Raw genomic sequence first — 26341 nt, 5'->3', positions numbered from 1 at the left:
ACTCGAACCCGCGACCTCCGGCGTGACAGGCCGGCATTCTAACCAACTGAACTACCGGTCCGCATTGTCATGGCAAGGGCTTCACTTAACGTGGTGGGTGGTACAGGAGTCGAACCTGTGACCTACGCCTTGTAAGGGCGCCGCTCTACCAACTGAGCTAACCACCCTCGCCATGGGCTGCGCATTCTACCGAATTCCGGACCGGTGTCAAACACTTTCTGGAAATTGTTGGAAAAAAAGCCAAGACATTGATTGTTGGGCATTTTTTGATCATCTGAGTGCAGGGGTTGCACTCATTTGAAGACCGGGAAATGCACCCTCCGCACCACTTGCCGTGCCGCTCATTCCAGCCCCTCCAAGCCAAGGTAGTAGCGCGCTTTTGGTGTGCGAGAATTTTGACGCAGTTCGTTAGAAGTTACGCGCCAAGGGGGGTAGAATGACGTCTTGACACCAATAACAACACGAGTGATGTCACCTTGATAGCGCACCCGCTTGCACAACGCCCTTTGCTCATTGGGGGGAGCCTAGTAGCCGGGGTCGGCCTTGCGGCCCTGCCCGCTATAGCGCACGCGCAAGAGGAGCCCGGGTGGCCCACCGCCCTGCTTTGGACGGTGATCCTGCTACTATTGCTGTTGCAATCGCTGCTCATTATTGGCCTCCAACGCAGCCGCCTGAACAACCAACGCGCCCGCAAAGCGCTCAAGCGCAACCAGTCCGAGCTCGAAGCCCGCATCGCCGAGCGCACTGAGAGCCTTAACGAGACCAATCAACAACTGCAGGATGAAGTGGCACACCACCAAGTCACCGAAATTCTACTGCGCGAAACCCAGGACTACCTGCACAGCATCATCAACGCCATGCCCTCGGTGCTAATCGGTGTGACCTCAGAGGGCATAGTTACCCACTGGAACAGTGCCGCTGAGCGCCTTACCGGCTTTGGCGCCGAACAGGCCCTGGGCCAACCGCTGCCAGAGGTTTACCCCAACCTGCCCGTGTCCATGAGGACCATCAATGAGACCATTCAAAGCGGCGTGCCCTACGTCAACGAGAATATTCAGGAGGGCCAGGGTAGCGAGGCACACTACACCGACCTGAGCATCTACCCCTTGATTGCCGTTCAGGCGATTGGAGCGGTGATCCGCCTGGATGACATCACCATGCGGGTGCGCGTTGAGAACATGATGATCCAGAATGAGAAGATGATGTCGCTGGGGGAGTTGGCCGCCGGCATGGCCCATGAAATCAACAACCCGTTGAGTACGGTGTTGCACGGGGTGCAAAATATTCAACGGCGTACCTCTGTTGAACTGGCGCAGAACCAGGCGGTGGCCCGGGAGCTTGACCTGAAACTGGAGCAGTTGCACGAATACCTGGCCCAGCGGCGGGTATTTCATTTTCTGGATGACATCCGAGAGGCCGGCGAGCGATCCATGCAGATCGTCAGCAACATGCTGGAATTTTCCCGTGGTAACAGCCGTTCCCACGAGCATTTTGACTTGGTGCGCATTGTCCGGCACACCCTGGAGCTAGGCGACAACACCCTGAGCCAGCAAACCAGCCAGGGCCAACAGCGCCCCCAGGTGGTTACCGAACTGGCCGATGACATACCCCCGGTGATGGGATCGGCGGCGGAGATCCAGCAGGTCATTCTCAACCTGCTGCGCAACGCCGTGCAGGCGTTTCAATCCAGTGACTCGACCTTGCCCCCAATCATCCGCCTGCGCGCCAGCCTGGATCGAGCCAGCGCGGTGCTTCAAATTGAGGACAATGGCCCGGGCATGTCCGAAGAGGTACGAAGGCACATTTTCGAGCCGTTTTTCACCACCAAGGAGGTCGGCCAAGGCACGGGGCTTGGGCTATCGGTGTCTTATTTTATTATTACCGAGCACCATTCCGGCACCATTGAAGTGGACTCTATCCCCGGTGAGGGGTCATGCTTTACCATTCGTTTACCATTGGCGGCCCATACCGAACACCACCGCATGGTTAATTCCACGTCTTCGGGGTTAAGATCATGAAGCTAAGCGACAAACGATTCACCACCATCGGCCACTCCCTTCTTGCCAGCGTGCTTTTCAGTTGGCTGGCCGGCTGCGCGGCGCCGGAGGTCAAACCTCCCACCGACAAGGAGCTGGAGCTAATGGCCGGGGCGGTTCTGGCCGAGGCGGTGTATACCGATGCCCTGCTCTCCGAGTGCGGCGCGGTTAGCCCGGAGCTAGAGACCTACGCCCAGGATTTGCGAGAAATGTGGCGTTATAGCCACGGGGAGGCGCTCGCCGGAGCCGATGCCCAGTATTCGCAAGCACTGGCCGATGAGGTTACCCATTTTCAGGGAAAACCGCTCGCTCTGAGGGCGATTCGCTTCAAACACCGCCACGAGCACCGCGCGGCCACCGAGCTTCGACTTGCGGAGCGCAGCGCCAATAACCGGCGCATCGTCTGCGAACGGCGCTTTGGGGAGCTTGAAAAAACGCTGGAAGAGAAACGCTACCTGAAATCCGAGCGGGACCAGTTGATTCAAGAGCAGCTAATCGCTTCGGCGGATGAGTCGGTGAGCATGACGGAGGTACCCACATTGGCGGCCGATATTCCCCGCAACCTGGAACCGGGGCGCAGCTACCGCGAGATCGAGAAGCGCATGGAGCAGCAGTGCCCCAACGCGGCGCCGATGGTTATTCACAACGACTGGCCCCACGAGGCGTACGGCATCTACTGCAGCGAGCAGAACCAGAGCCTTTTGGTTTGTGAGTGGGGCGAATGTCGCACGCCCTGAGGCTCTTTTCACCGGTGAGGGAACAACTGGTACAATCTCGGCCCTTTTTCCACCGGTGAAGACCCGACCCTATGGCCATACATCAAGTATTTCCGGAACAGTACGAGCGCCAGCTGGCCCAGAAAGTAGACCAGCTCAAGGAGAGTTTTGCCCGTTTCAAGCTGCCGGAAATCGAGGTTTTTAGCTCGCCCGATAAGCATTACCGGATGCGGGCCGAGTTCAAAATGTGGCAGGAAGACGGGCGGGCGAACTACGCGATGTATCAGCCCGGCGAGTACAAAAAGCCCTTTATCATTGATGAGTTTCCGGTGGCCTCCCAGCGTATCAACGAACTGATGCCGCCACTGCTGGAGGCGATCAATGAGGACCCGGTGCTGCGCCTGAAGCTGTTTCAGACGGAATTCCTGACCACTCTGTCCGGCGAGGCGCTGGTCACCCTGCTTTACCACAAACCCCTGAACGATGAGTGGGAGGCGGCGGCAAGGTCGTTGCAGGAGGCACTCAATATTCGTCTGATCGGCCGCAGCCGAAAGCAGAAGGTCGTGCTGGATCGGGACTATGTGATTGAGCAATTACAAGTTGGAGGCCGCGAGTTCCAATACCAGCAGGTGGAAACCGGCTTTACCCAGCCCAACGCCCGGATCTGCGAGAAAATGCTTTCCTGGGCCGTGGGGCACACCCAAAACTTCGGCGGGGACCTACTGGAACTCTACTGCGGTAACGGCAACTTCACCCTGCCCTTATCCCAAAATTTTCGTCATGTGCTGGCCACCGAGCTGGCTAAAAGCTCACTGGCCTCGGCGGAGTTTAACCGGGAGCTGAACGGTGTGGACAACCTGACGCTGGTGCGTATGTCCAGCGAGGACTTTGCCCAGGCCCTGGACAAGGTCCGACCCTTTCGCCGGTTACGGAACGTCGACCTGGACAGCTATGAATTCAGTACCATTTTTGTCGACCCTCCCCGCGCGGGGCTCGATCCGCATACCACGCGCATTACCCAGCGGTTTGACCATATTGTGTATGTGTCTTGCAACCCGGACACTTTGAAACACAACCTGGATACCATGACGCAAACCCATCGCATCGAGCACTTCGCCGTTTTTGATCAATTTCCTTACACGCACCACCTGGAGTGCGGGGTCATCCTGACCCGGCGCTAGCGCGGCGGTCAGAACTGGCGGCCGCGAATCCGTTTGGCGGCATCCACGACGGCCTTTTCGTGAAACTGCTCCTGGGTGGTGCGCTCGCGGTCATACTTGAATTTTTGCTTGGTGCTCAGTTCCTTCCAGGCTTGCAGAATGGGGATGTGATCAGTGGCGGTCTTGAGCTCATAAAACGCGGAGAACTCTTCCCGCACGGGATCTTCCACGCCCAGGCTATCGAGTAGCACGCTGATGCGTATGCTCGCCTCGGTCAGCGTGATATCGTCCGACCCCACCGCCTGGGCAATCACCTGAATACTTTTGTTGATGCGCTCCCGTTGGGCCTGGTTGGCTTCCTCCAGTTCCTGCTGCTGGGCCTTTCGAGCCCGGTTTAACTGATGCACCTTGTACTGAAGTATGCCGGCCACCACAGCCAGCACCAAGATTACCACTGCACCGGCCACCGCCAGCCATTGCCATAAACTCATACCGTCATTCCCAATTCGTTACAAACTGTGAGGCCCTCCCGCACTGTGGCGGGGCCGTCGCTTTGGGGAAACCTATTGAGCTGCGCGTTAATCGCCGCGTTCGAACTCACGGGTGGTTTCCTCACTCTCTTCACTCACTTCTTCAGCGAAGTCATCCAGTGACTCCAGCACATCAAGCTCATCAGCTTCTTCCAACTTGTCCCGCCCGATCGCTTTCTTGGTTTTGGCACCCAGTTTTCGGATGTTATCCACTCTCCGGAGTAAGTTGCCATTGCCTGTCGCCAGGCGCTTTCGCGCTGTTTCATAGGCCTCACGGGTTTTGTCGATGTGGTTGCCTACTGTGTCCAAGGCGTCGAGCAGCAGTACAAACTGGTCATGCAGTTTGCCGGCGTCGCGGGCAATGCGCTCGGCGTTTTTGTTCTGTTTTTCGTACCGCCAGATGTTTTCCACGGTGCGTAAAATGGCCAGCAGCGTAGTCGGGCTCGCCAGAATGATGTGTTTGTCGTACGCGTCGCTGTAGAGTTTTGGGTCCTCTTGCAACGCCAACATAAACGCGGCCTCAATGGGCACAAAGATGAAAACAAAGTCCAGCGCCCGAATGCCCTCGAGCTGTTCGTAATCTTTTACGCTCAAACCGCGGATATGGTTGCGTATTGACTGGATATGCTGGGCCAGGTATTGCTCGCGTTGGGCCGGGTCCTCGGTGTTGCAGTACTTTTCGTAATCCACCAGCGACACTTTGGCGTCGATGATGATGTCTTTGTTCTCCGGCAGACGCACAATCACATCCGGGGCGCGCCGTCCGCCGCCCTCGCTGGCATAGCTGACCTGAGTGTCGTACTCGCGCCCCTTTTGGAGCCCCGACTGCTCCAGCAGGCGCTCGAGCACCACCTCACCCCAGTTCCCCTGGGATTTGGTGTTGCCCTTGAGAGCCTGCGCCAGGCTGACAGCGTCCTGGCCGATTTTCTGAGCCTGTTTTTGCAGCTCCACCACCTGCCCCGCCAGGCGGTTGCGCTCGGCACTTTCCTTGTCGTAGACGTCCTCAACCTTGCGGCGAAACTCCGTCAGTTGGGACTTTAGCGGATCAATGGTGGTTTCCAGCAGGGTTTTGCTGCTGTTGGAAAACTGTTGCTGCTTGCTTTCAAAGATTCGGTTGGCGAGGTTTTCGAACTCGCCCGTCAGTTGCTTTTTGGCATCCTGCAAGAGCGTTAGCTGCGCTTCGAAGTGCTCCCGCTCCTGGCCCAGCCGGGTTTGCAGCTCGGTGGCCTGGCTGCGGCTTTCCGCCAACTGGGCGTCGCGCTCACGTAGCTCTCGTTGGGTAGCATTCAGGTATTCGAGCCTTTCCCGCGCGGCAGCCAGTTCCTGCTGGGTATCTCCCAGGTGGCTCTGTAGCGCCTCGCGCTGCTGCTGAGCCTCCCGCCACTGCTGGCGGTGTTCCAGCTCCCGCTCTCGTCGCTCGGCGAGCTGTCGCTCAAGCTGTGCCTTTTGGTGGCGATAGTCCGATTCTTTCAGCGCCCACTCGCTCTGGGCACGCTGAAAGCTGTAATCTTTGCGTTGAAGGCTCTGCGCCTGCTCCTGAAGAAGTTGTTCTTGCCGTTGAAGGCGGGCGGTGAAGGCGCCCTTGATTCGCCCATAGTAGAACAACGCCGCTACCATCAGGCCGGCCAGGAGCCCACTGGCGGCAGCGATTAACAATGTCACATTCATCAAAGGCAAAGAAGCGGTTCCCATTTTTAAGCCGGTTCCCTTGTGTGGAACCGGGGGGCCAAATACAATCGCGGGCTCGTTCCCCGACGCCATCAAGAACTATGCTGCCGATAAACCCACAGCGCCAGACCCAAAAGCTCCGCCCATTACCGCGGCTCGGCCCACCGGGTTACGCGAGCGCAGGCAGTCCACCGACATCAGTCTTATTCTACCAAGCCTGGGCGGCCCAGCCCAAGCTATCGCACCGGCGTCCGCCAGAAGGAGCCACATTACCATGAACCGCCGCACCCCTCGCCTTTTGATCTTCGACTCCGGTGTCGGCGGACTGAGTATCATGGCCGACGTGCAGCAGCTTCTGCCCGGTTGCGCCATTACCTACGCCTCCGACAACGCCGCTTTCCCCTACGGCACCAAGGGCGAAGAGGAGCTGGTGCAGCGCGTCGATGCGGTGCTCCAGGCACTGATCCAGACAGTGGAACCCGATGTGGTGGTCGTGGCCTGTAACAGTGCCAGCACGCTGGCACTGCCGCACATTCGCGCCCATTTTAAGGTGCCCATTGTGGGTGTGGTGCCGGCCATTAAACCCGCCGCGGCCCAGTCCCGTTCCAAGGTTATCGGCCTGTTGGCCACGCCCGGTACCGTAGCGCGCGCCTATACCCGAGACCTGATCGCCCAGTTCGCCTCAAACTGCACGGTGATTTCTCTGGGCAGTTCGGAGTTGGTTCAAAAAGCGGAAAGTCACCTGCGGGGCAAAACCGTCACCACCGAATCCCTGCGGGAGTTGCTATCGCCTATGTTCGCCCACCCCCGCTTTGCCGAGATGGATTCGCTGGTGCTGGCCTGCACCCACTTTCCCCTGCTTCGGCCGCAATTCCAGGCGCTGCTCGGCCCTCGTATCACTCTGGTGGACTCCGGCGAAGCCATCGCCCGGCGGGTGAGTTACTGGCTAGAGGGGCTGGGGTTATCTCCCGATGCAACGAGCGCTGAGCACAGCGCGATATTCACGCGTCATTCGCCGGATGTCGAGGGACTGAAGCCGGCCTTAAGGGTGCTGGGTATTACCCGAGTGGAGTGTCAGACGATTTAGCGGGCATTGGAGCACGGGCGCCGCTACCGCCTTATTTTGGGGCCTGGGAACGCTTTTCAAACAACAGCAACATAAGCTGTTCCACCGGAACGGGCCGGCTGAAGTAAAACCCTTGCCCGTAGTGACAACCGCACTGCTGCAAAAAACCAAGCTGGGGCTCGGTCTCCACGCCCTCTACCACTACTTTGTATTTCAGGCTCTTCGCCATCGCGACAATGAGAGTGGTAATGGCTTGATCTTCTTCATCATCAGGCAGTTGCTGGACAAAACTGCGGTCTATTTTCAGCCAGTTCACGGGTAGACGCTTCAAGTAGCTCAGGGAGGAGTAGCCAGTACCGAAGTCATCAATGGCCAGGCCAACCCCTATTTCACGCACCGCATGGAGGTGCTTCAACGCCAACTGAGCGTCGGCCATCAGGGTGCTTTCAGTCACTTCCAGCACCAACCGATGCGGGTCTACGCCAATTTCCGCAATCACGCTTTTCAAGTCATTAACAAAGGCCAGATCATTCAGTTGCCTAGCGGAGACGTTGATGGATACTTTAATGTCCTTGAAGCCGGCTTTTTGCAGGCTCTTCGCTTGCTGGCAAGCCGCGTGCAACACCCACTTTCCAATGGGAATAATCATTCCCGACTCTTCGGCAGCGGGAATGAACTCGTCCGGCGGCACCAACCCCAGGTATGGGTGGCGCCAGCGAATAAGTGCTTCAATGCCCACCACCTGCTGGGTGGCCATATCGAGTTGGGGCTGATAGAAAAGCTCAAATTCCCGATTGGCCACCGCTTGGCGAAGCTCACGTTCCATGCGCAAACGTTGCTCCACCTGTGTATTGAGCTCCGGGGTATAAAAGCGATGGATATTTCGACCGTGGTTTTTCGCCTGGTACATGGCCAGGTCCGCATTGCGCATTAGAATCTCGATATCCGAGCTATCATCGGGGGCAAGAGTAATCCCAATGCTGGCGCCGACCACGACTTCCTGAGCGCTCAGGCGGATGGGGCGACGCAGTGCGTCAATGATTTTTTCCGCTACCAGGGAGGCGTAGCGTGCCTCCTTTACATGCCGCAGCAATACCGCAAACTCATCCCCTCCCAGCCGGGCGACTGAATCTTCCTCCCGCAAGCATCCCCTCAACCGGTGCGCAACTTCAACCAGTAGCTGGTCGCCCGCTTCGTGTCCCAGACTGTCATTAATGTCTTTGAAGTGATCAAGGTCCAGGTATAACAGCGCCAGTTGCTGCCGGTCCCGCGTAGTGGTGCTCAGCGCCGTGCGCAGCTGTGCCTTGAACAAAAACCGGTTCTCAAGCCCGGTGAGCTGATCGTAATAGGCGAGGCGTTCCATGTCCTGAATATTGTGGTTCAGCCCCCGAATGAGCTCGTTGATTTTTTCCAGCATTCGGTTAATGCCGCGAGCCAACTGGCTGATTTCGTCCTTTCCACTTTCCGGGACTCGCAGGTCCCAGTTGTCCGCTCCCACACGCTCGGTCATGGACGCCAGGGCCTGAACCCGACGGGTAACGACCCACTTCAAGCCGTAATACAGCCCCACCGCAAGAAAGAGCAACATGCCGATAAGGTTCTGATAAATCACCTTCATCGTCGCGGCGTACTCGTCTTCCAGCACTTTATGAGAATAATGCAGCCCCACGTACCAACCCAGTTGGGGTAGCGGCTGATAACTGACATGCTGCGTTTGCTCGCGCAGCGAACGAACCTGCACCGCCCCCGGCGCCACAGCCTCAGCAAGTACCGCGTCGATAAACCCGCGCATCCCAGCATCGGTTTCATCGCGCGGATTGAACGTTTTTTGGGGGGGTTGTTCAGCCTCTGAGGGCAAACGTTCAGACTGGGCACTATGGACGATCAACTCGCCCTCGCGGCTAAAAATGAAGCCCTCCAGGGACTTGAAGTCGTCCTCCACTTGGTTCAGCTGTGAGAACAACAAGGCCGCTCGAAGGTCCGCGCCCACCACGCCGATAAACTCCTGGCCTATGTACATGGGGACCAGTAGCGACATGGTCCAAGTCTGGGAATAAGCGTCGAAATACAGCGGCGTCCAGCGCGGCTTGCGTTCGGGGTTGTGAGCGGGTTCGGCCAGGGTATAGAAAATTTCTTCGGTAACATCGTGGTCGGGTTTGTGGGCGGACACCAAACTTGCCGGCCAAATCCGGCTGACCCGATCTTCCGTTATAAAATAGAAAGCACTGAACTGGGACTTGAGAAGCGGCTCAATGTTTAGCCATACGTCACTGGTGTGGTACACCCGGCGGCGAAGCTCGGCATCAATCGCGGTGTCCCGATGAATAAAAACGCCGGAGGCTCCCCGGTAGGCCCGGACAGCGCCGTCCGGGTCCCGCTGAAACCCGAAGTTCAGGGGAACCGGCGTGTCCGCATTGCGGGCAAGAGCGTCCGCAATAGCGTCACGGGCGGCCGTGAGCAGCCCCTGCCGAGCGACCATTTCACCGGCCAGCTGGTCGCGGTAGCGCTCACCCAGTGCTTGCAGACGATCATTGTAATGCTGTTGAAGCCGCTGAGACTCCTTGGCTCCCTGCCAAGCGCCAATCAATACGCCGCTAATGGCCGCAAACAGAACCACGATCATCAACAATTTTGTATTGATTGACTTTATCCAGGGCATTGGCTTACCTCGAGAGGGCCGCTCGCTTTCCAAGCCGGCCGACGCTCTCTGATTTTTCTTCCCTTTAGCATAGCATCTGGCACCCCCTTCTTTGTGTGCCCCCTGAAGCGGCGCGCCCGCTCATGCTATTCTTTCCTTCTTTTTGCGACACGAGTCCCCCGGACGGAGCACCATGGCCACCTCTTTGTTTGACCTGGAACCACTCATACCGGCACTGGAAGCCAATGAGCCCATTCTCACCGCCAACGACCGGCTGCGGCGCCACCTGCTTAAGGCCTGGAGCCAACACCAGAAAAAACTCGGTCGGCGCGCTTGGAAAGCGCCCCAAGTCTGGCCGCTAAACCGTTGGCTTGACCGGCAATGGCAGACCCTGGTGGAACTGGGGCACCCCGGCTGTGACCGGGCTCTCGCCAACCGACACCAGAGGCAGTGGATCTGGGAGCAGGTTATCGGCCAAGCCGAGGATACTCAGGCACTGCTACAGCCCGACCCTTTGGCTCAGCAGGCCGACGGCGCATTGCGCAGCCTGACCCTGTGGCAGGTGGAGCCGGCCTCCTTGCGGGAAGACCCTTACCTTCACAGCAACACCCGCAGCTTTTTGGGTTGGCTGGAGCCATTTGAGCAGCGCCTAGCCAACCGGCAATTGATGGCCCCCGAAGCCGCTCAGGTAATTATCGCGCGCGCTTTTGAAGAGGGCGCGCTGGCCCGCCTGCCCCGACTTTGGCTGCTGGGATTTGACGCCTTGCCACCGCTGCACCAGCGCATAATCGACGCCGCCAGTGCCGAGGCTCATCCTATTGTTCCGGGCGGGGCAAAGCAGGCTCACTGCCGGCGCCTTTCCCTGCCCGATACCGAAACCGAGCTCAGAACCGCCGCACTATGGAGCCTGGAGCAGTTGCAGGCGAACCCCGAGGCGGTTATCGGCGTCATTGTGCCGGACCTGGGGCAAAGGCGGGACCAAGTGGAACGGGTATTCGCCGACGTATTCGAACCCACGGCCATTTTGCCGGAGAAGCCCCGCTACACCCTGCCCTTCAACTTCTCCGCCGGGGTGCCCCTGGGCGCCACCGCGTTGATCCAGGGGGCCTTGTCACTGCTGAACTTGCTGCGCGAACAGTGGCCACTAAACGACATCTGCACTTTGCTGCAAAACCCTTTCTGGAGCGACATGGAAGGCGAGTTGGTGTGGCGCACGCAGTTAGTGAACCGGCTGCGGGAATTGGGCAAATTTGATATCAGCGGCAGCGACTTGCGCTACCATGGCCAAGCGTTGGCGGAACGCATGATGCCCCCGGAGCACGCAGAAACCCAGGAGGACGCTTTAGGCGAACCGGTCAAACGTCTCCAATTGCTGGATGAACAGCGCCGCCGCCTGCCCTCCGTGGCCAGCGCCCGCCAGTGGGCCCATGCCTTTCAGGCGCAGCTGGATACCCTGGGCTGGCCCGGCGCCCGACGTCTGGACAGCCAGGAATACCAACAAATGGGCCAGTGGCACGAGCTGCTCGAGGCGTTCTCCGCTCTGGAGGCCACCGGCACCGATATGACCCTCAACCAAGCTCTGGGGCAATTGGCCCAGCTTGCTCAACAAACACCTTTCCAGGCGCAAACCCCGGATTCTCCGGTTCAGATTCTGGGCGCCCTGGAAGGGGCTGGGCTGCGTTTTAGTCATTGCTGGGTCGTGGGGTTGCACCAACGGCAATGGCCCCCCGTACCGGCCCCCAACCCGCTGCTACCGCTGGAGCTGCAACGGGACCGGCAGATGCCCCACGCCAGTGCCGAACGGGAATTGCAGTATGCCAGCAGCCTGACCCGTCACTATCAGCAGTGCGCCGAAACCGTTATTTTCAGCGCGCCGGTCAGCGACGACCAGGGTAACCTCTCGCCCAGCCCGCTGATCCGCCACCTGCCGGAGACTCCCCTCGAGGCAGTGCTTTCGGCCCCGCATGACGCCCGCACTGAGTTTGAACGCCACTTGGCGGAGCGCCGCGCGCTGGAACCGGTATCCTGTGCCACTGGCCCGGCGTTTGCCACCGACGCCAAGGCCCCCGGGGGCAGTTCCCTGTTCAAGGCCCAGGCCGCCTGTCCCTTTAACGCCTTTGCCCAGTTGCGCCTGGGCGCCCGAACGCCGGACCGCCCGGTGATGGGGCTATCGCCCGCCGAACGGGGCATTCTGCTCCACGGGGTGCTCGCCAGCCTTTGGAAAACACTCGGGGACTCCGCCACGTTGCACGCCTGGGAGGAAGACTCACTCTCCGCCCTGATCACCGAGCTGTGCGAGCAAACCCTGGCCCCCATTCGCCAACGACGCCCCCGGGAGCTGGGCCCGGAATACTGTGCGCTGGAGCAGGAGCGGTTGCGCGACATGGTCCACCGCTGGCTAACGCTGGAAAAAGGCCGACCGCCATTCCGGGTGCTGGCCACGGAACAGCGTCGGCAAATAACGTTTCAGGGCTTGAACCTGACGTTGTTTATCGACCGGATCGATGAGCTGGAAAACGGCGAACGGCTGTTGATCGACTACAAAACCGGCGCCGAGCTGAACAGCCGCCAATGGCTGGGCGAACGCCCGGACGAGCCCCAACTGCCGCTCTACGCCGTCACCGACTCGGACGCGGTTCACGGCGTCGCCTTCGCCCAGCTCAACCCGAAAGCCCTCCAGTGGATCGGACTGGGTGCCCTAAGCACTCCCCTGCCGGGCGTGCAACCCACGGACGACTGGGACGCTCAGCAGGCCGAGTGGCAAGAGGTACTCTCCGAGCTCGCGCACGCCTTCATTCAGGGAGACGCCCGGGTGGACTACAAAGACGCCAAGTCCCAGCGCTACAGCGCCGAACTGATCCCCCTGAATCGGGCTTTGGAGGGCGACACCGTTAGCCGTAGCCTCGCCGATCCAACCCTTCTCAAGGGGGCCCAGCAATGATGACCGAACCGCTCCCGCACAATGCCTTCAGCCCGGATGCGCCACCGGACCGGGAAGCCCGAGAAGCCGCCCTGGCCCCCACCCGGTCCTTTGCGGTCGCAGCGCCCGCCGGCTCGGGTAAAACCGGGCTTTTGACTCAGCGCGTGCTCACCCTGCTCGCCGGCTGCGATCACCCCGAGGAAGTGCTGGCCATCACCTTCACCCGAAAGGCCGCCGGGGAAATGCAGGACCGGATTATGGCCGCACTTCGAGAGGCCGAAGAAACGCCCGAGCCGGACAACCCCCACGCCCGCCGGACGTGGCGGCTGGCCCAAGCGGTACTCGAGCGCGACCGGGCCCAAGGCTGGCAACTGTTGTTGAGCCCCCAGCGCCTGCGCATTCAGACCATCGACAGCCTCTGCCGCTCCATTACCCGGCAACTACCTCTGGACAGCCATTTGGGGGCCCAGCCGAAGACGTTGGATGCGCCGGAACTGGCCTACCGCGAGGCGGTACGGCAGTTTTTGGGCCGGTTGGAAACCGATGCCGCACTGCGCGATGACCTCAAACGCCTGTTGCGCCACCTGGACAGCAACCTGACCGCCGTGGAGTCGCTGCTAATGCGACTGCTGGCAAAGCGGGATCAGTGGCTCGGCGTTATGCTGGAAGCCCAACAGGCCCACGCCCGGGATTACCTGGAGGCGGTGCTGCACAGCGTTATTACCGAGCAACTGGAACGGGTGGCGGAGGGCATTGGCTATCACGCCAGCGAACTCTGCGCACTGGCCGACCAAGCCGCCGGCAATGTGGCGGAAGATAACCCCGAAAGCCCCGTTATCGCCCTGCAGGGCATTACCGACCTGCCCGATGAAGCGCCCGAGTCCATGGGCCACTGGCACGCACTGGCCGAGCTGATGCTCACCGCCAAGGGAGAGTGGCGAAAGCGACTGACCAAGAAGGAGGGCTTTCCCGCCGGCAAAGCCGGCGCCGGCCTGAAGGCCCGCTTCCAGGAACTGGTGGCCCTTTTGGAAGAAGAGACACCGGACTTGGCCGAGCAGCTGCATGCCGTGCGCCAATTGCCCCCCGCCACCTACACCGGGCCCCAGTGGCGCCTGCTCGACAGCCTGACCCGACTGCTCCCCCTACTGAGTGCCGAACTGACATTGGTATTCAAGCGCTTGGGGGCCACCGACTATGGCGCCATCGCCCAGGCGGCGAGCTTTGCCCTGGGCGATGAACAGAACCCCACCGATATTGCCCTAAAGCTCGACTACCGCATCCGGCATATTCTGGTGGACGAGTTTCAGGATACCGCCGCCCCCCAACTGCAACTGCTGGAAAAGCTCACCGCTGGCTGGCAGCCGGATGACGGACGCACGCTGTTTATCGTCGGTGACGGCATGCAGTCCTGCTACGGTTTTCGGGACGCCAACGTGGGGCTGTTTCTCGACGCGCGCGCCCATGGTATCGGGCAGGTGCCCATGAGCGCGCTCGACCTGACGGTGAACTTCCGCTCTCAAACGGAGGTGGTACGCTGGGTCAATGACATCTTTCACCAGGCCTTCCCCGCCCGGGACGATATCGGCCGAGGCGCGGTGCGCTACTCGCCCTCCATTGCGTTCAATGGCCCACTCGAGGGAGAGGCGGTTCAGTTTTACGGCTGCCTGCACCAGAGTGAAAACGATCAAGCCAGCAGCGAGGACCTAAACCCCGAGGCGAGTCCCGACAAAACCCTGGCGCAAATGCAGGAAGCGGAATCGGTAGCCGAGCTGGCGCAACAGAGCCTCGAGCGCGACCGGGAAGGCACCGTGGCCATCCTGGTCCGCAGTCGCCCGCACCTGCAATGGATACTGCCGGCACTCGCACGTCGTGGCCTGCACTGGCAGGCCACGGAAATCGATCGGCTGGCCAGTCGCATGGCCATTGTCGACCTGATGTCGCTCACCAGGGCCTTGCTGAACCTCGATGACCGCATTGCCTGGCTGTCGATTCTTCGCGCACCCTGGTGCGGGCTGGACCTGCACGACTTGCATACCCTGATCAACGCCGACCCCACTGAGAACAACCCCCGCCTCCCCCATGGCTGGCCGGTAATCTGGCACCAGCTCCAACACCGTGCGGACATTACCGGGCTCAGCGACGACGGCCGACGCTGCCTGGATCGACTGATGGCGGTCCTCGAGCCGGCTTGGAAGGAGCGCCAGCGAAAGCCGCTGCGCCAGTGGCTGGAGGGCATCTGGCTGGGGCTGGGAGGCCCCGCGTTACTGGCCGACCCGGGGGACGCGCAGGATGTTCCCAGCTACTTCAACCTGCTCGAACGGCATCAGTCCGGCGGCGGCTTGAGGGACTGGGACACCTTCGAGCGCGGCGTGGAAAGCCTGTTCGCCGCCCCCAGAGCGGACGCCGACCCGCGCTTGCAGGTAATGACCCTGCACAAATCCAAGGGGCTGGAATTCGAGACCGTGATCATCCCCGGCCTGGACCGCGCCAGCAGCAATGACGATAAGGAGCTGCTGCTCTGGCAGCAGCGCATCAGCCGGGAGGGGGAGCGACAACTGCTGCTGGGCCCACTCGCCCCCACCGGGGCCGACGCCGACCCGCTCTACCAGTTTATGCGCTCCGAAGCCAAACTCAGGGATGCCTACGAAGCCACCCGCCTGCTCTATGTGGGCTGCACCCGCGCCATCAACCGATTGCACCTGCTGGCTTGCATTACCCTCGACCCGCGCTCCGGCAAGCCCCGTTCGCCACGCCAGGGCTCCCTGCTGCGAACCATTTGGGAGCCCGTGCAAGGGCAGATGCAACCGGCGCCCGGCTGCGCTCCAGCGCTGGCACCATCGCCGGAAGCGTCCGACGACACCCAACCCGGCCTGCAACACCTGCTGCGCCTGCCCGCGCGGTGGGAAGCGCCGGCCATGGAAGATCTCCAGGTGCTGGCGGCCTACCGCGGTCGGGAATTCGATGATGAGGAAAACCTACCCGAACGGGAAACTCCCCAAGCACGCCTGGCCCGCCATACCGGCACGGTGCTGCACAACCAGCTTCAGCGCCTGACCGAGCAAGCCCTCACCGTCTGGTCCGAGCGGTGGGCTGAACAGCAACGGCCTTTTTGGCGCCTGCAACTACGGCAAATGGGATGGGAGCCGGAGACCATCGCCGAGGCTCTGAATAAAGTTCACTGGGGCCTGCAACAAACCCTTAACGACCCGGACGGACAATGGGTGATCCGACCGGACCACGAGGACAGTCAATGCGAATGGGCCATTCATCACGTGGTGGGCACCGCCGTGCAGGAGTCGGTGATCGACCGCTCGTTTGTCGCCGAAGGGGTGCGCTGGATTATTGACTACAAGAGCAGTCAGCCGGAGGCGAACCAGTCGCCGGAGACCTTTCTTGCCGAGCAGGCCGAGTTCTATCGGCCACAATTGGCACGCTACGCAAAAGCCCTTAGGGACCTGGGAGAGCAACGGCCGATCAAAACCGCGCTCTACTTCCCGCTACTGGAGCACAAAAGGCGGCTGCTGCCGCTGGAGACATAATGGTAGGCTATCGGCCCGATCGGGAAAAATCTCCCAAAAGGGGCACTAAGTTCAGTAGAATGCCCCTTGTATTCGTAAAATGCTTCCAATGGACGAAAACCCAATGACAGACACCCAAGTAGACGACCTGAACGTAGTCTCCCAGGAGTTGTTGACCTCACCGGCAGACCTCAAGCGCGAGCTGCCCATGAGCGACAAAGCCCGGGAGGTTGTCACCCAGGGCCGGGAAACGATTCGCAATATCCTCGACCGTAAGGATCACCGGATTTTTGTAGTTATCGGCCCCTGTTCCATCCACGATGTAGAAGCGGCCAAAGACTATGCCAAGCGGCTGAAAAAGCTGGCGGACGAGGTCAGCGATACCATCTATGTGGTGATGCGCGTCTATTTTGAGAAGCCCCGGACCACGACCGGCTGGAAGGGCCTGATCAACGACCCTTACCTGAACGACTCCTTTAAGATTGAGGAAGGGCTTCATATCGGCCGCCGGTTGCTGCTGGACATTGCCGAAGAGGGCTTGCCCGCCGCCACCGAGGCACTGGACCCGATCTCTCCCCAGTACCTGCAGGACCTGATCAGCTGGTCCGCCGTCGGGGCCCGCACCACCGAATCCCAGACGCACCGGGAAATGGCCAGCGGCCTGTCCGGCGCCGTGGGCTTCAAAAACGGGACCGACGGCAGCCTGACGGTAGCGATTAATGCGCTTAACTCGGTGTCCAGCCCGCACCGTTTTCTGGGCATTAATACCGAGGGCCGCGTCTCCATCGTTCATACCCGCGGCAATCAGTACGGTCACGTGGTGCTACGCGGCGGCAACGGCAAGCCGAATTACGACTCGGTGAGCGTTGCCATGTGCGAGCAGGAGTTGGAGAAAGCCGGCGTTGCCCCCGCCAATATCATGGTGGATTGCAGCCACGCCAACTCCAACAAGAACCACGAACTGCAGCCGTTGGTGATGGACAATGTGGCCAACCAGATTATGGAAGGCAACCAGTCCATCGTGGGCCTGATGGTGGAAAGCCACATCGGCGCCGGTAATCAAAAAATCCCAGAGGACTTGAAAGACCTGAAGTACGGCGTTTCCATTACCGACGCCTGCATTGACTGGGAAACGACCGAGCGCGCCGTCAAGGAGATGCGTGACAAGATTAAGGACCACCTTAAAAAGCGCGCATAACCCCACAGTAGTCCCCAAAGGGGCGTCTTCCCAACGCCCCTTCTCCCCTCCCCCTATTGATACGCCTTCCCCGATAGTAAACGCCACGGCTTCTTTGCGTGCGTCTCTCGCCACCCTGTCAGTTTTGCTACATTTTTGACATACCAGTTTCCCTTCTCTAGGCTTTAAAGAATAAGTGCCCGTGCAGCAGGGCATGGCAGGGCCAAGTTCTAACTAAGTCGCCGGAGTACGGATTATGGAACAGACTCTGACATCAGCGGCTGCCGAGCAGTGGGCCATTGGCATTTTTGTACTGGCCGTGCTCGGCCTGTGCTGCTTTATGATTTTGGCCTCCTGGCTTCTGGGGGGGCGTTCACAGGGGCGTGAGAAAACCCTGCCGTTCGAATCCGGCATCGTCGGGGCGGGAGAGCCCCGGCAGAAGTTTTCCGTCAAGTTTTATCTGGTCGCGATGTTGTTTGTCATCTTCGACATTGAGGCCGTCTACCTATTTGCCTGGGCGGTCTCCTTGCCCGAATCCGGATGGATCGGTTTTTGGGCCGCCGCTGTCTTTATCTTCATATTGCTCGCCGGGCTACTGTATGACAGCCGCACCGGCGCGCTGGATTGGGCGCCGGTACGGCGCCGTCCGCTCAACTCCACGCACACCTGAACGTTTCCACCGTCGGCTGCCGCGGGAGCACTCGCATCAGCCACGATTGTTTAACGAAAGCCGTCGGGAGATTGATTGCTATGCCCTATACGCTAACGCGAGCAGACGGACCCCAAGCGCAAGCGGACGATGCCTACCCGCTGGGCGAACGCACTCGCGTCGACGATCCCATGCAACAACAGCTCGAGCGCACGGTGTTCACCGGCAAGCTTGAAGACATGCTGAATTCAACCGTGAACTGGGGTCGAAAAAACTCCCTCTGGCCTTATAACTTCGGCCTTTCGTGCTGCTACGTGGAAATGACGACCGCCTTTACCGCACCCCACGATGTCGCCCGCTTTGGCGCCGAAGTCATACGGGCCTCGCCCCGCCAAGCGGACTTTATGGTGATTGCCGGCACCTGCTTTATCAAAATGGCGCCGGTTATCCAGCAGCTCTACGACCAGATGCTCGAACCCAAATGGGTTATTTCGATGGGTTCCTGCGCCAATTCCGGCGGCATGTACGACATCTATTCGGTCGTCCAAGGAGTGGACAAATTTTTGCCAGTGGATGTCTATATTCCCGGTTGCCCACCGCGCCCGGAGGCGTTTCTCGAGGGACTGCAACTGTTACAGGATTCAATTCAGGAAGAGCGCCGGCCGCTATCCTGGGTGGTGGGCGATCAAGGCGTTTACCGCGCTGACATGCCCTCGCAAAGGGAGAAAAAACGGGAAAACCGAATCCAAGCCACCGAGCTGCACACCCCAGACAGTCTGTAACACACCTAGGCGTACTCCCAGCGGGCAAGTACCGCCGTGGGCAGGCCGGTCCGACGCGTCACAGCGAAGCGCCCCTGCCACTTACAGTTTGTCTTCAAAGCACCATCAGTGAAAACACAAACACGAGAGGAGCTTCGATGAACACAGTCACCGCCGCGACCGACAACACCGCCGACGCGTTGCTCGAGCTGATCGGGCGCGAACTCGGCGATGCCGCGGTGGTGACCGACCAGTCAACGCTCACCGGCATGCCGGTGCTGTGGGTCGCGCGCAACGAGCTACTCAACGTTCTTAAGCTGCTGCGCGATAGCGCCTGGTCGATGCTGTTTGACCTCTCCGCCGTTGACGAGCGGTTGCGCAATTATCGCAAGGGCCTTCCGGCCGCCGATTTCACCGTCTTTTATCACCTGGTCTCGATTGAGCGTAACACCGACGTTCTGCTTAAGGTGGCATTGGATGAGAACGACCTGAAGCTACCCAGTTGCGTGGAGGTTTTCACAAACGGCAACTGGTATGAACGCGAGGTATGGGACCTGTTTGGAATCGAGTTCACTGGTCACCCACACCTGACCCGCATCCTGATGCCGCCCACCTGGGAGGGTCATCCGCTGCGTAAGGACTACAATGCCCGCGCCACTGAGTTCGACCCCTACACGCTGACCGTTGAAGGCCAGCGCCAGGAACAAGAAGCCCTTCAATTTGATCCGGAAGCCTGGGGTATGGAGCGCGAGCGCGACGGCGCCGAGTTTATGTTCCTGAACCTCGGGCCCAACCATCCCTCGGCCCACGGTCCGTTTCGCATTGTGCTGCAACTCGATGGCGAGGAAATTCTCGACTGCGTGCCGGACATCGGTTACCACCACCGGGGCGCGGAGAAGATGGCCGAGCGCCAGTCCTGGCACAGTTTTATTCCCTATACTGATCGCATCGATTACGTCGGCGGCGTGATGAACAACCTACCGTACGTGCTGGCGGCGGAGAGACTCGCCGGCATTGAGGTACCGGAACGGGTCAAAACAGTGCGGGTGATGCTCTGTGAATTGTTCCGAATCACCAGCCACCTGTTGTTTCTCGGTACCTATTTACAGGACCTGGGCGCCATGTCCCCCGTGTTTTATACCTTCAGTGATCGCCAACGGGCCTACAAAGTGATCGAGGCCATTACCGGGTTTCGAATGCACCCGGCCTGGTTCCGCATTGGCGGCCTTGCTCAAGATTTGCCGCGCGGCTGGGCGCCACTGATGCAAGAGTTTCTGGACTGGATGCCCAAGCGCCTGAAGGAATACCATAAAGCCATGATGCAAAACGCCATCGTACGCGAGCGCACCCGCAATGTGGCGGCCTACAACACCAGTGAGGCGATTGAGTGGGGCGTCACCGGGCCCAACCTACGCGCCACCGGCTGCGATTTCGACTTGCGCAAGAAGCGGCCCTATTCCGGCTATGAGAACTTCGACTTTGAAGTGCCGCTGGGCAGCCACGGTGATGTGTTCGATCGCGGGCAGCTGCGAATTGACGAAATTCATCAGAGTCTGCGCATCATTCAACAGTGCGTGAACCACATGCCCAAGGGCGATTACAAAGCGGACCACCCCTTGACCACGCCCCCACCGCGCGAGCGCATGCTCGAGCATATCGAAACCCTGATTACCCACTTTGTGCAGGTCTCCTGGGGGCCGAGGCTGAAACCCAACGAGGCGCTACAAATGGTGGAGGCCACCAAGGGTATTAACAGCTACTACCTGACCAGTGACGGCAATACCAGCAGTTACCGAACCCGAATCCGCACGCCCAGCTTCCCGCACTTGCAACAAATACCGGCGGTCATGCGTGGCGGCTTCGTGCCCGATTTGATCGCGCACCTGGGCAGTATCGATTTTGTGATGGGGGATACGGATCGCTGATGAGCATTGAGCAGACTGAGCAGACCGTAAGCACCATCGCCAGCGACCGCTTCGAGCTCGAGCGCGCCGACCGCGAGGCCATGCAGCAAGAGTGCGAGCACTTCGAGCAACCTCAAGCAGCCTGCATCGAAGCACTGAAAATCGTCCAGCGCCGCTACGGCTGGGTGCCGGACGAAGCGATACCGGCCGTAGCCGAAGCGCTGGGTTTGCCGCCGGCCAATGTTGAAGGGGTGGCGACCTTTTACAGTCTCATTTTTCGCCAACCCGTGGGCCGGCATGTGATTCTGCTGTGCGACAGCAGCTCCTGCTTTCTGAATGATTACGAGGCGCTGCGCGCGGCATTCGAAGAAAAGCTCGGCATCGGCTATGGGCAAACCACCGAGGACGGTCGTTTTACCCTGCTGCCGGTCTGCTGCCTCGGGGCCTGTGACCGGGGGCCGGCGCTGATGATTGACGACGATACTTTTGGACCTGTCGGGCCGGACGATGTCGATGATTTACTGGAGGCCTATTCGTGAACGCCAACATTGATCGCCTGCGCTACCGCTGCCAATTGCGCCAGCCGGCCAGCGAACGGCATGAGGAAAGCCACCCGCTGACCTGGCGTTTGCGCGAGGACAATGCGCCTATCGATCTGGCCGAATACGAGCGCAAGAACGGCTACGTCGGCACTCGACGCGCGCTCACCGAACATTCGGCGAGCGAAGTGATCGATATCGTCAAGGAGGCCAATGTACGCGGTCGCGGCGGCGCCGGTTTTCCGGCGGGCGTAAAGTGGAGCCTAACGCTGCAGGGCGAGGATATTCCGCGCGGGTATCTGGTATGCAACGCCGATGAAATGGAGCCCGGTACGTTTAAGGACCGAATGCTGCTTGAGCAGCAACCGCACTTGTTAATCGAAGGCATGATCATCGGTGCCTACGCCAACAACGCCCGTTTCGGCTACATCTTTTTACGGGACGAGTATCGCGAAGCCGCCGCCTCGATTACCCGCGCCCTGAATGAAGCGCGCGAAGCCGGCTGGCTGGGAAAGAATATTGCGGGCAGCGGTTTTGACTTCGATATTGCCCTGCATACGGGCGCCGGCCGCTATATTTGCGGCGAGGAAACCGCGCTACTGAACTCCCTGGAAGGCCACCGCGCCAACCCGCGTGACAAACCGCCTTTCCCCGGCCAGTCCGGCGCCTGGGGCAAACCCACGGTGGTGAACAACGTGGAAACGTTGTGCAATGTGCCGGCGGTACTGCAACACGGCGCGGATTGGTACCAAAAGCTCTCCGGCGGGCGCAGCGACGATGGCGGCACAAAACTATACGGCGTTTCCGGGCGGGTTGAACGAACCGGCTTGTGGGAGCTGCCCATCGGCACCACCGGCGAGGAGCTCATGGAACTGGCCGGCGGCATGCAAAGCGGCCACGCACTCAAGGCGTGGTTGCCCGGCGGTGGTTCGACTGGCTTGCTGCTGCCAAAACATCTTGAACTGCCGCTGGACTTCGACAGTATCGGCGAGGCCGGCAGTCGTCTGGGCACCGGCCTGCTGACGGTGGTTTCTAAAGAACAGAGCATCGTCGCCCTACTGCGCAACCTGGAGCAATTTTTCGCTCGCGAATCCTGTGGTTGGTGCACGCCCTGTCGGGACGGCCTGCCCTGGACGGTGAAAGTGCTGCAGGCACTCGAACGCGGCGAGGGCCAGCCCGAGGACATTGATCTGTTACAGCATTTGGGCAAAGGCCTGGGGCCGGGGCAAACTTTCTGCGCCCACGCTCCCGGTGCCTCCATGCCACTGACCAGCGCGCTGAAATACTTTCGTGACGAATTCGAAGCCGGCGTCGCCCGGCCACCAGCAGCAGTAGGAGAGGCGTAATGGCAACGATTTACGTCGATGGCGAACAATACGAAGTCAACGGCAGCCACAATTTGCTGCAGGCCTGCCTGGAACTGGGCCTGGAAATTCCCTATTTCTGCTGGCATCCGGCCATGGGCAGCGTCGGCGCCTGTCGCCAGTGCGCCGTTAAGCAATTCAAGGACGAAGACGACGACAAAGGCATGTTGGTGATGTCCTGCATGAGCCCGGCAAAGGATGGCACCCGCATCTCCATCGCCGACGACGAGGCGGAAGAATTCCGTCAGAGCGTGATTGAGTGGATGATGATCAGCCACCCGCACGACTGCCCGGTGTGCGAGGAAGGCGGACACTGCCATTTGCAGGACATGACGGTAATGACCGGCCACGATCGTCGACGCTACCGGTTTAATAAGCGTACCCACCGCAACCAAGATTTGGGGCCCTGCATCAATCACGAAATGAATCGGTGCATTACCTGCTATCGCTGTGTGCGTTTCTATCGCGACTACGCCGGCGGCGAGGACTTGGGGGCATTCGGAGCCAACGACAATATCTATTTCGGCCGCTATGAAGACGGCACCTTGGAGAGCGAATTCTCAGGCAACCTGACCGAAGTCTGCCCCACGGGTGTCTTTACCGATCGCACCCACAGCGAGCGTTACACGCGCAAGTGGGACATGCAATTCGGCCCCAGTGTTTGCCACCAGTGCTCGGTGGGCTGCAATATCAGCGCCGGCGAACGCTATGGCGAGGTTCGCCGGATCGAGAATCGCTACCACGGCGAGGTCAATCGCTACTTTCTTTGCGACCGGGGCCGCTTCGGCTACGGCTATGTTAATCGCGACGACCGACCGCTGCGTCCCGAATGTCCAAATGGTGATGGCGAGCGGCGTGAACTCGACGTCGATGAAGCGCTCGATCGGGCCTGCGAGCTGTTGCGCAATGCCAAAGGCATTGTCGGCATTGGCTCGCCGCGCGCGAGCCTGGAAAGCAACCACCAACTCAAGCAGTTGGTGGGTGAAGACCATTTCAGTACCGGCCTGGCCGGCAACGAGCAGGCCTGCGTCGAGCGCATGCGCGCGCTCAATGAAAGCTGTGGCCTAGCGACACCCAGCCTGCGCGAAATCGAGCAACACGATGCCGTGTTGGTGCTGGGGGAAGATCCGATCCAAAGCGCTGCCCGTCTGGGCCTGTCCATCCGTCAGGCGGTCCTGGGCCGGCGCGAAGAATTGGCGGAGGAGCGCGGCGTTCCACTGTGGAATGCCGAAGCGATGAAAACCCTGGCTCAGGATCAACGTTACCCGCTGTTTACCGCTTACCCACAAACCACTGGGCTCAATGGCATTGTCGAGCAGCACTGGAACCTGGCGCCGGCGGATATCGCCCGGCTGGGTTTCGCCGTCGCCCGCGAAATCGATCCGGACGCGCCCCCCGTTCCCGACCTGGATGTCAGTACCCGAGAATCCGCCAAATTGATTGCGGAAAAACTGCTGGCCGCCAACAAGCCATTGTTGGTTAGCGGCGGTTCGCTGGGCTCGAAAGCCATCATCGAAGCCAGCGGCAACATCGCCCGCGCCCTGGCCAAGCGCGGCAAACAAGAGGCGGGGCTCAGCCTGATTCAACGGGAAGCCAACAGCGCCGGCGTGGAAATGCTCGGTGGGCAGCCAGTGGAATGGGCTCTGGATCGGGTACTCGTTGGCGAAGCCGACACTCTGGTGATATTGGAAAACGACTTATACCAGCGCCTGGCCACCGAAACCCTGGACGCCGTTTTCGCCAAGACCCCGAAACTGCTGGTGCTCGATCATCAACGCACCGTCACTCTGGAGCGCGCCGATCTGGCTCTGAGCAGTGCCAGCTTTGCCGAAGCCGACGGCACGCTGGTGAGCATGGAAGGTCGAGCCCAACGTTTCTTTCAGGTGTACGAGCCCCGCCATATGCGCCCGGAAACCCGCTTGCACGAAAGCTGGCGTTGGCTGCACGCGCTCGCCGCCGAACGCGACAAAGAGCCGGCAACCGACATCGTTCTCGACGCGGTGGTACGGGACTGCGCAGAACGCAATGCGGCCCTCGCTGGAATCGTGGAAGCCGCCCCCGATGCCGACTTTCGAATAAGCGGCCAAAAACTTGCACGCTCCCCCCACCGCTACAGCGGCCGCACCTCCATGCGCGCCCATCTCGATGTGCGCGAGCCGGCGCCGACCCGAGACCCCGATAGCGCGCTGGCGTTTTCGATGGAAGGCTACAGCGGCTTCGACCGCCCCCGGCAGGTAGTGCCCTTCGCCTGGGCCCCGGGCTTTAACTCCCCCGAGGCTTGGAACAAGTTTATGGACGAAGTCGGTGGCCACTTGCGGGCGGGCGATCCCGGCGTGCTCCTGTTTAGGTCAGCGGACGAGGTATCGGATTACAGCGGGGAGATTCCCGAGGCCTTTGTCCGCGGCGATGATTGGCAGCTCACGGTACTGCCACGACTGTTCGGCGGCGAGGAAACCTCCTCCCGCACCCAACCCATTATCGAGCGCAGCGCACCGGCACACATCGCCGTTGCCAGGGCAGATGCCGAGCGCCTTGGCCTGCGCGACGGCGACTGGCTGTCACTCACCGGCCAGTTCCAGGCCCTGACCCTGCCGGCCACCGTAAACGACCAACTGCCCGAAGGCCTGGTATCGGTACCTGCCGGACTCGACCCGGCCCTGATCACCGGTGCCCGGGTGAGCCTGAGCCGCATCCAACTGGATGAGGAGGTAAGCTCATGAGCTGGTGGACACCGGAATTGGCCTCCATCGTTTTCTCGGTGTTGCAAGCGCTGGTGATTCTGCTTACCGTGGTGTTGTTGGGCGCGGTGATGACCGTGGTTGAACGCCGGCTGCTCGGTGCTTGGCAGGACCGCCACGGCCCCAACCGGGTTGGGCCTTTCGGTTCGCTGCAATTGATCGCCGACATGATCAAGATTTTCTTCAAGGAGGACTGGGTACCTCCCTTCGCCGACAAACGCCTGTTCGTACTCGCCCCCGGCATCGCCATGGCGACGCTGTTGTTGTCGTTCATGGTCATTCCCATCACCCCCGGCTGGGGCGTGGCCGATTTGAACATCGGAATTTTGTTCTTTCTCGCCATGGCCGGCATTAACGTTTACTCCGTGCTATTCGGCGGCTGGGCCAGCGCCAGCAAGTACGCCCTGATCGGCGCGCTGCGGGTCTCGGCGCAGACACTCAGCTACGAAGTGTTTATGGGCCTGTCACTGATGGGCGTGGTGGCGCTCACCGGCTCCTTCAACCTGCGCGACATCGTTCAAGCCCAGGAGGGGCTCTGGTTCGTGATACCGCAGTTTTTCGGCTTTATCACGTTTCTGATCGCCGGCATCGCCGTCACCCACCGCCATCCGTTCGATCAACCCGAAGCCGAACAGGAACTGGCCGACGGCTTTCACATCGAATATTCGAGCATGAAGTTCGGGATGTTCTTTATTGGCGAGTACGTGGGCATGGTGCTGGTCTCGGCACTGATTGCCACGCTGTTTTTCGGCGGCTGGCATGGGCCACTGCTGCCACCCATTATCTGGTTCGCGCTCAAGACCGCTTTCTTTCTGATGCTGTTCGTCTTGCTGCGCGCCGCCCTGCCCCGCCCGCGCTACGACCGGGTAATGCAGTTCGGCTGGAAAATCTGTCTGCCCATTACGCTAATCAACCTGCTGGTAACCGGCGCCGTTATTCTGGCCCGGGCGAGCTAAC

The 26341-nt window shown here is 60.2% G+C and carries 17 protein-coding genes and 1 tRNA gene; 14 read left to right on the top strand and 4 right to left on the bottom strand.

Going from position 1 to position 26341, the window contains the following annotated elements:
* Positions 1-91: 91 nt before the first annotated feature.
* Positions 92-167 (bottom strand) — tRNA-Val (locus AAE514_RS17480).
* A gap of 309 nt (positions 168-476) precedes the next feature.
* Between AAE514_RS17480 and AAE514_RS17475 the strand changes: the two genes are divergently transcribed.
* From AAE514_RS17475 to trmA, 3 genes are all read left to right on the top strand, one after another.
* Positions 477-2018: a two-component system sensor histidine kinase NtrB gene (locus AAE514_RS17475; RefSeq protein ID WP_347332852.1), complete on the top strand. Its 1542-nt coding sequence runs from the start codon at positions 477-479 to the stop codon at positions 2016-2018.
* The gene (locus AAE514_RS17470; RefSeq protein ID WP_347332851.1) at positions 2015-2773 is read left to right on the top strand and encodes a hypothetical protein; all 759 of its coding nucleotides are present in this window, start codon (positions 2015-2017) and stop codon (positions 2771-2773) included. Before AAE514_RS17475 ends, AAE514_RS17470 begins: the two co-directional genes overlap by 4 nt.
* 71 nt (positions 2774-2844) lie before the next feature.
* Entirely contained in the window at positions 2845-3933 is a 1089-nt protein-coding gene (trmA, locus tag AAE514_RS17465; RefSeq protein ID WP_347332850.1) for a tRNA (uridine(54)-C5)-methyltransferase TrmA, read from the top strand.
* A gap of 8 nt (positions 3934-3941) precedes the next feature.
* On the opposite strand, the gene AAE514_RS17460 is transcribed toward trmA, so the two are convergent.
* A complete protein-coding gene (locus tag AAE514_RS17460; protein ID WP_347332849.1) occupies positions 3942-4403 on the bottom strand; it encodes a DUF2489 domain-containing protein in 462 nt (153 codons plus the stop codon).
* A gap of 87 nt (positions 4404-4490) precedes the next feature.
* Positions 4491-6134, bottom strand: a complete 1644-nt coding sequence (locus AAE514_RS17455) for a DNA recombination protein RmuC (protein ID WP_347332848.1) — start codon at positions 6132-6134, stop codon at positions 4491-4493.
* A 250-nt stretch (positions 6135-6384) separates the two neighbouring features.
* On the opposite strand from AAE514_RS17455, the gene murI reads away from it, so the two are divergent.
* Positions 6385-7197: a glutamate racemase gene (gene murI, locus AAE514_RS17450; RefSeq protein WP_347332847.1), complete on the top strand. Its 813-nt coding sequence runs from the start codon at positions 6385-6387 to the stop codon at positions 7195-7197.
* Between the two features lie 31 nt (positions 7198-7228).
* Here the strand turns inward: murI and AAE514_RS17445 are convergent, their stop codons facing one another.
* On the bottom strand, positions 7229-9835 hold the full coding sequence (locus AAE514_RS17445; RefSeq protein ID WP_347332846.1) for a bifunctional diguanylate cyclase/phosphodiesterase: 2607 nt from the start codon (positions 9833-9835) through the stop codon (positions 7229-7231).
* 172 nt (positions 9836-10007) lie between these two features.
* On the opposite strand from AAE514_RS17445, the gene AAE514_RS17440 reads away from it, so the two are divergent.
* The 10 genes from AAE514_RS17440 (at position 10008) to nuoH (ending at position 26340) form a co-directional block, all read left to right on the top strand.
* Complete coding sequence (locus AAE514_RS17440) at positions 10008-12755, top strand: PD-(D/E)XK nuclease family protein (protein WP_347332845.1); 2748 nt, start codon at positions 10008-10010, stop codon at positions 12753-12755.
* On the top strand, positions 12752-16273 hold the full coding sequence (locus AAE514_RS17435) for a UvrD-helicase domain-containing protein (protein WP_347332844.1): 3522 nt from the start codon (positions 12752-12754) through the stop codon (positions 16271-16273). Before AAE514_RS17440 ends, AAE514_RS17435 begins: the two co-directional genes overlap by 4 nt.
* Positions 16274-16376: 103 nt before the next feature.
* The gene (locus AAE514_RS17430) at positions 16377-17450 is read left to right on the top strand and encodes a 3-deoxy-7-phosphoheptulonate synthase (protein WP_347332843.1); all 1074 of its coding nucleotides are present in this window, start codon (positions 16377-16379) and stop codon (positions 17448-17450) included.
* Between the two features lie 235 nt (positions 17451-17685).
* Positions 17686-18099, top strand: coding sequence for an NADH-quinone oxidoreductase subunit A (ndhC, locus tag AAE514_RS17425; protein WP_347332842.1), 414 nt, complete (start codon positions 17686-17688; stop codon positions 18097-18099).
* Positions 18100-18179: 80 nt separating this feature from the next.
* Entirely contained in the window at positions 18180-18860 is a 681-nt protein-coding gene (locus AAE514_RS17420) for a NuoB/complex I 20 kDa subunit family protein (protein ID WP_347332841.1), read from the top strand.
* A gap of 137 nt (positions 18861-18997) precedes the next feature.
* Entirely contained in the window at positions 18998-20764 is a 1767-nt protein-coding gene (nuoC, locus tag AAE514_RS17415) for an NADH-quinone oxidoreductase subunit C/D (protein WP_347332840.1), read from the top strand.
* The gene (gene nuoE, locus AAE514_RS17410; RefSeq protein WP_347332839.1) at positions 20764-21282 is read left to right on the top strand and encodes an NADH-quinone oxidoreductase subunit NuoE; all 519 of its coding nucleotides are present in this window, start codon (positions 20764-20766) and stop codon (positions 21280-21282) included. Before nuoC ends, nuoE begins: the two co-directional genes overlap by 1 nt.
* The gene (gene nuoF, locus AAE514_RS17405; protein ID WP_347332838.1) at positions 21279-22628 is read left to right on the top strand and encodes an NADH-quinone oxidoreductase subunit NuoF; all 1350 of its coding nucleotides are present in this window, start codon (positions 21279-21281) and stop codon (positions 22626-22628) included. The genes nuoE and nuoF overlap by 4 nt, the downstream gene beginning before the upstream one ends.
* Positions 22628-25366, top strand: coding sequence for an NADH-quinone oxidoreductase subunit NuoG (nuoG, locus tag AAE514_RS17400; RefSeq protein WP_347332837.1), 2739 nt, complete (start codon positions 22628-22630; stop codon positions 25364-25366). Before nuoF ends, nuoG begins: the two co-directional genes overlap by 1 nt.
* Positions 25363-26340 carry an NADH-quinone oxidoreductase subunit NuoH gene (gene nuoH / locus AAE514_RS17395; RefSeq protein WP_347332836.1) on the top strand — a complete coding sequence of 326 codons (978 nt, stop codon included), beginning with the start codon at positions 25363-25365 and terminating at the stop codon, positions 26338-26340. The genes nuoG and nuoH overlap by 4 nt, the downstream gene beginning before the upstream one ends.
* The last annotated feature ends 1 nt before the right edge of the window (position 26341 follow it).

The sequence above is a fragment of the Marinimicrobium locisalis genome, from assembly GCF_039822625.1.
In the GTDB taxonomy this organism is placed as follows: Bacteria; Pseudomonadota; Gammaproteobacteria; order Pseudomonadales; family Cellvibrionaceae; genus Marinimicrobium; species Marinimicrobium locisalis.
Note: the sequence above shows the minus strand (reverse complement) of the source record. Positions and strands in the feature narration are given on the sequence as shown.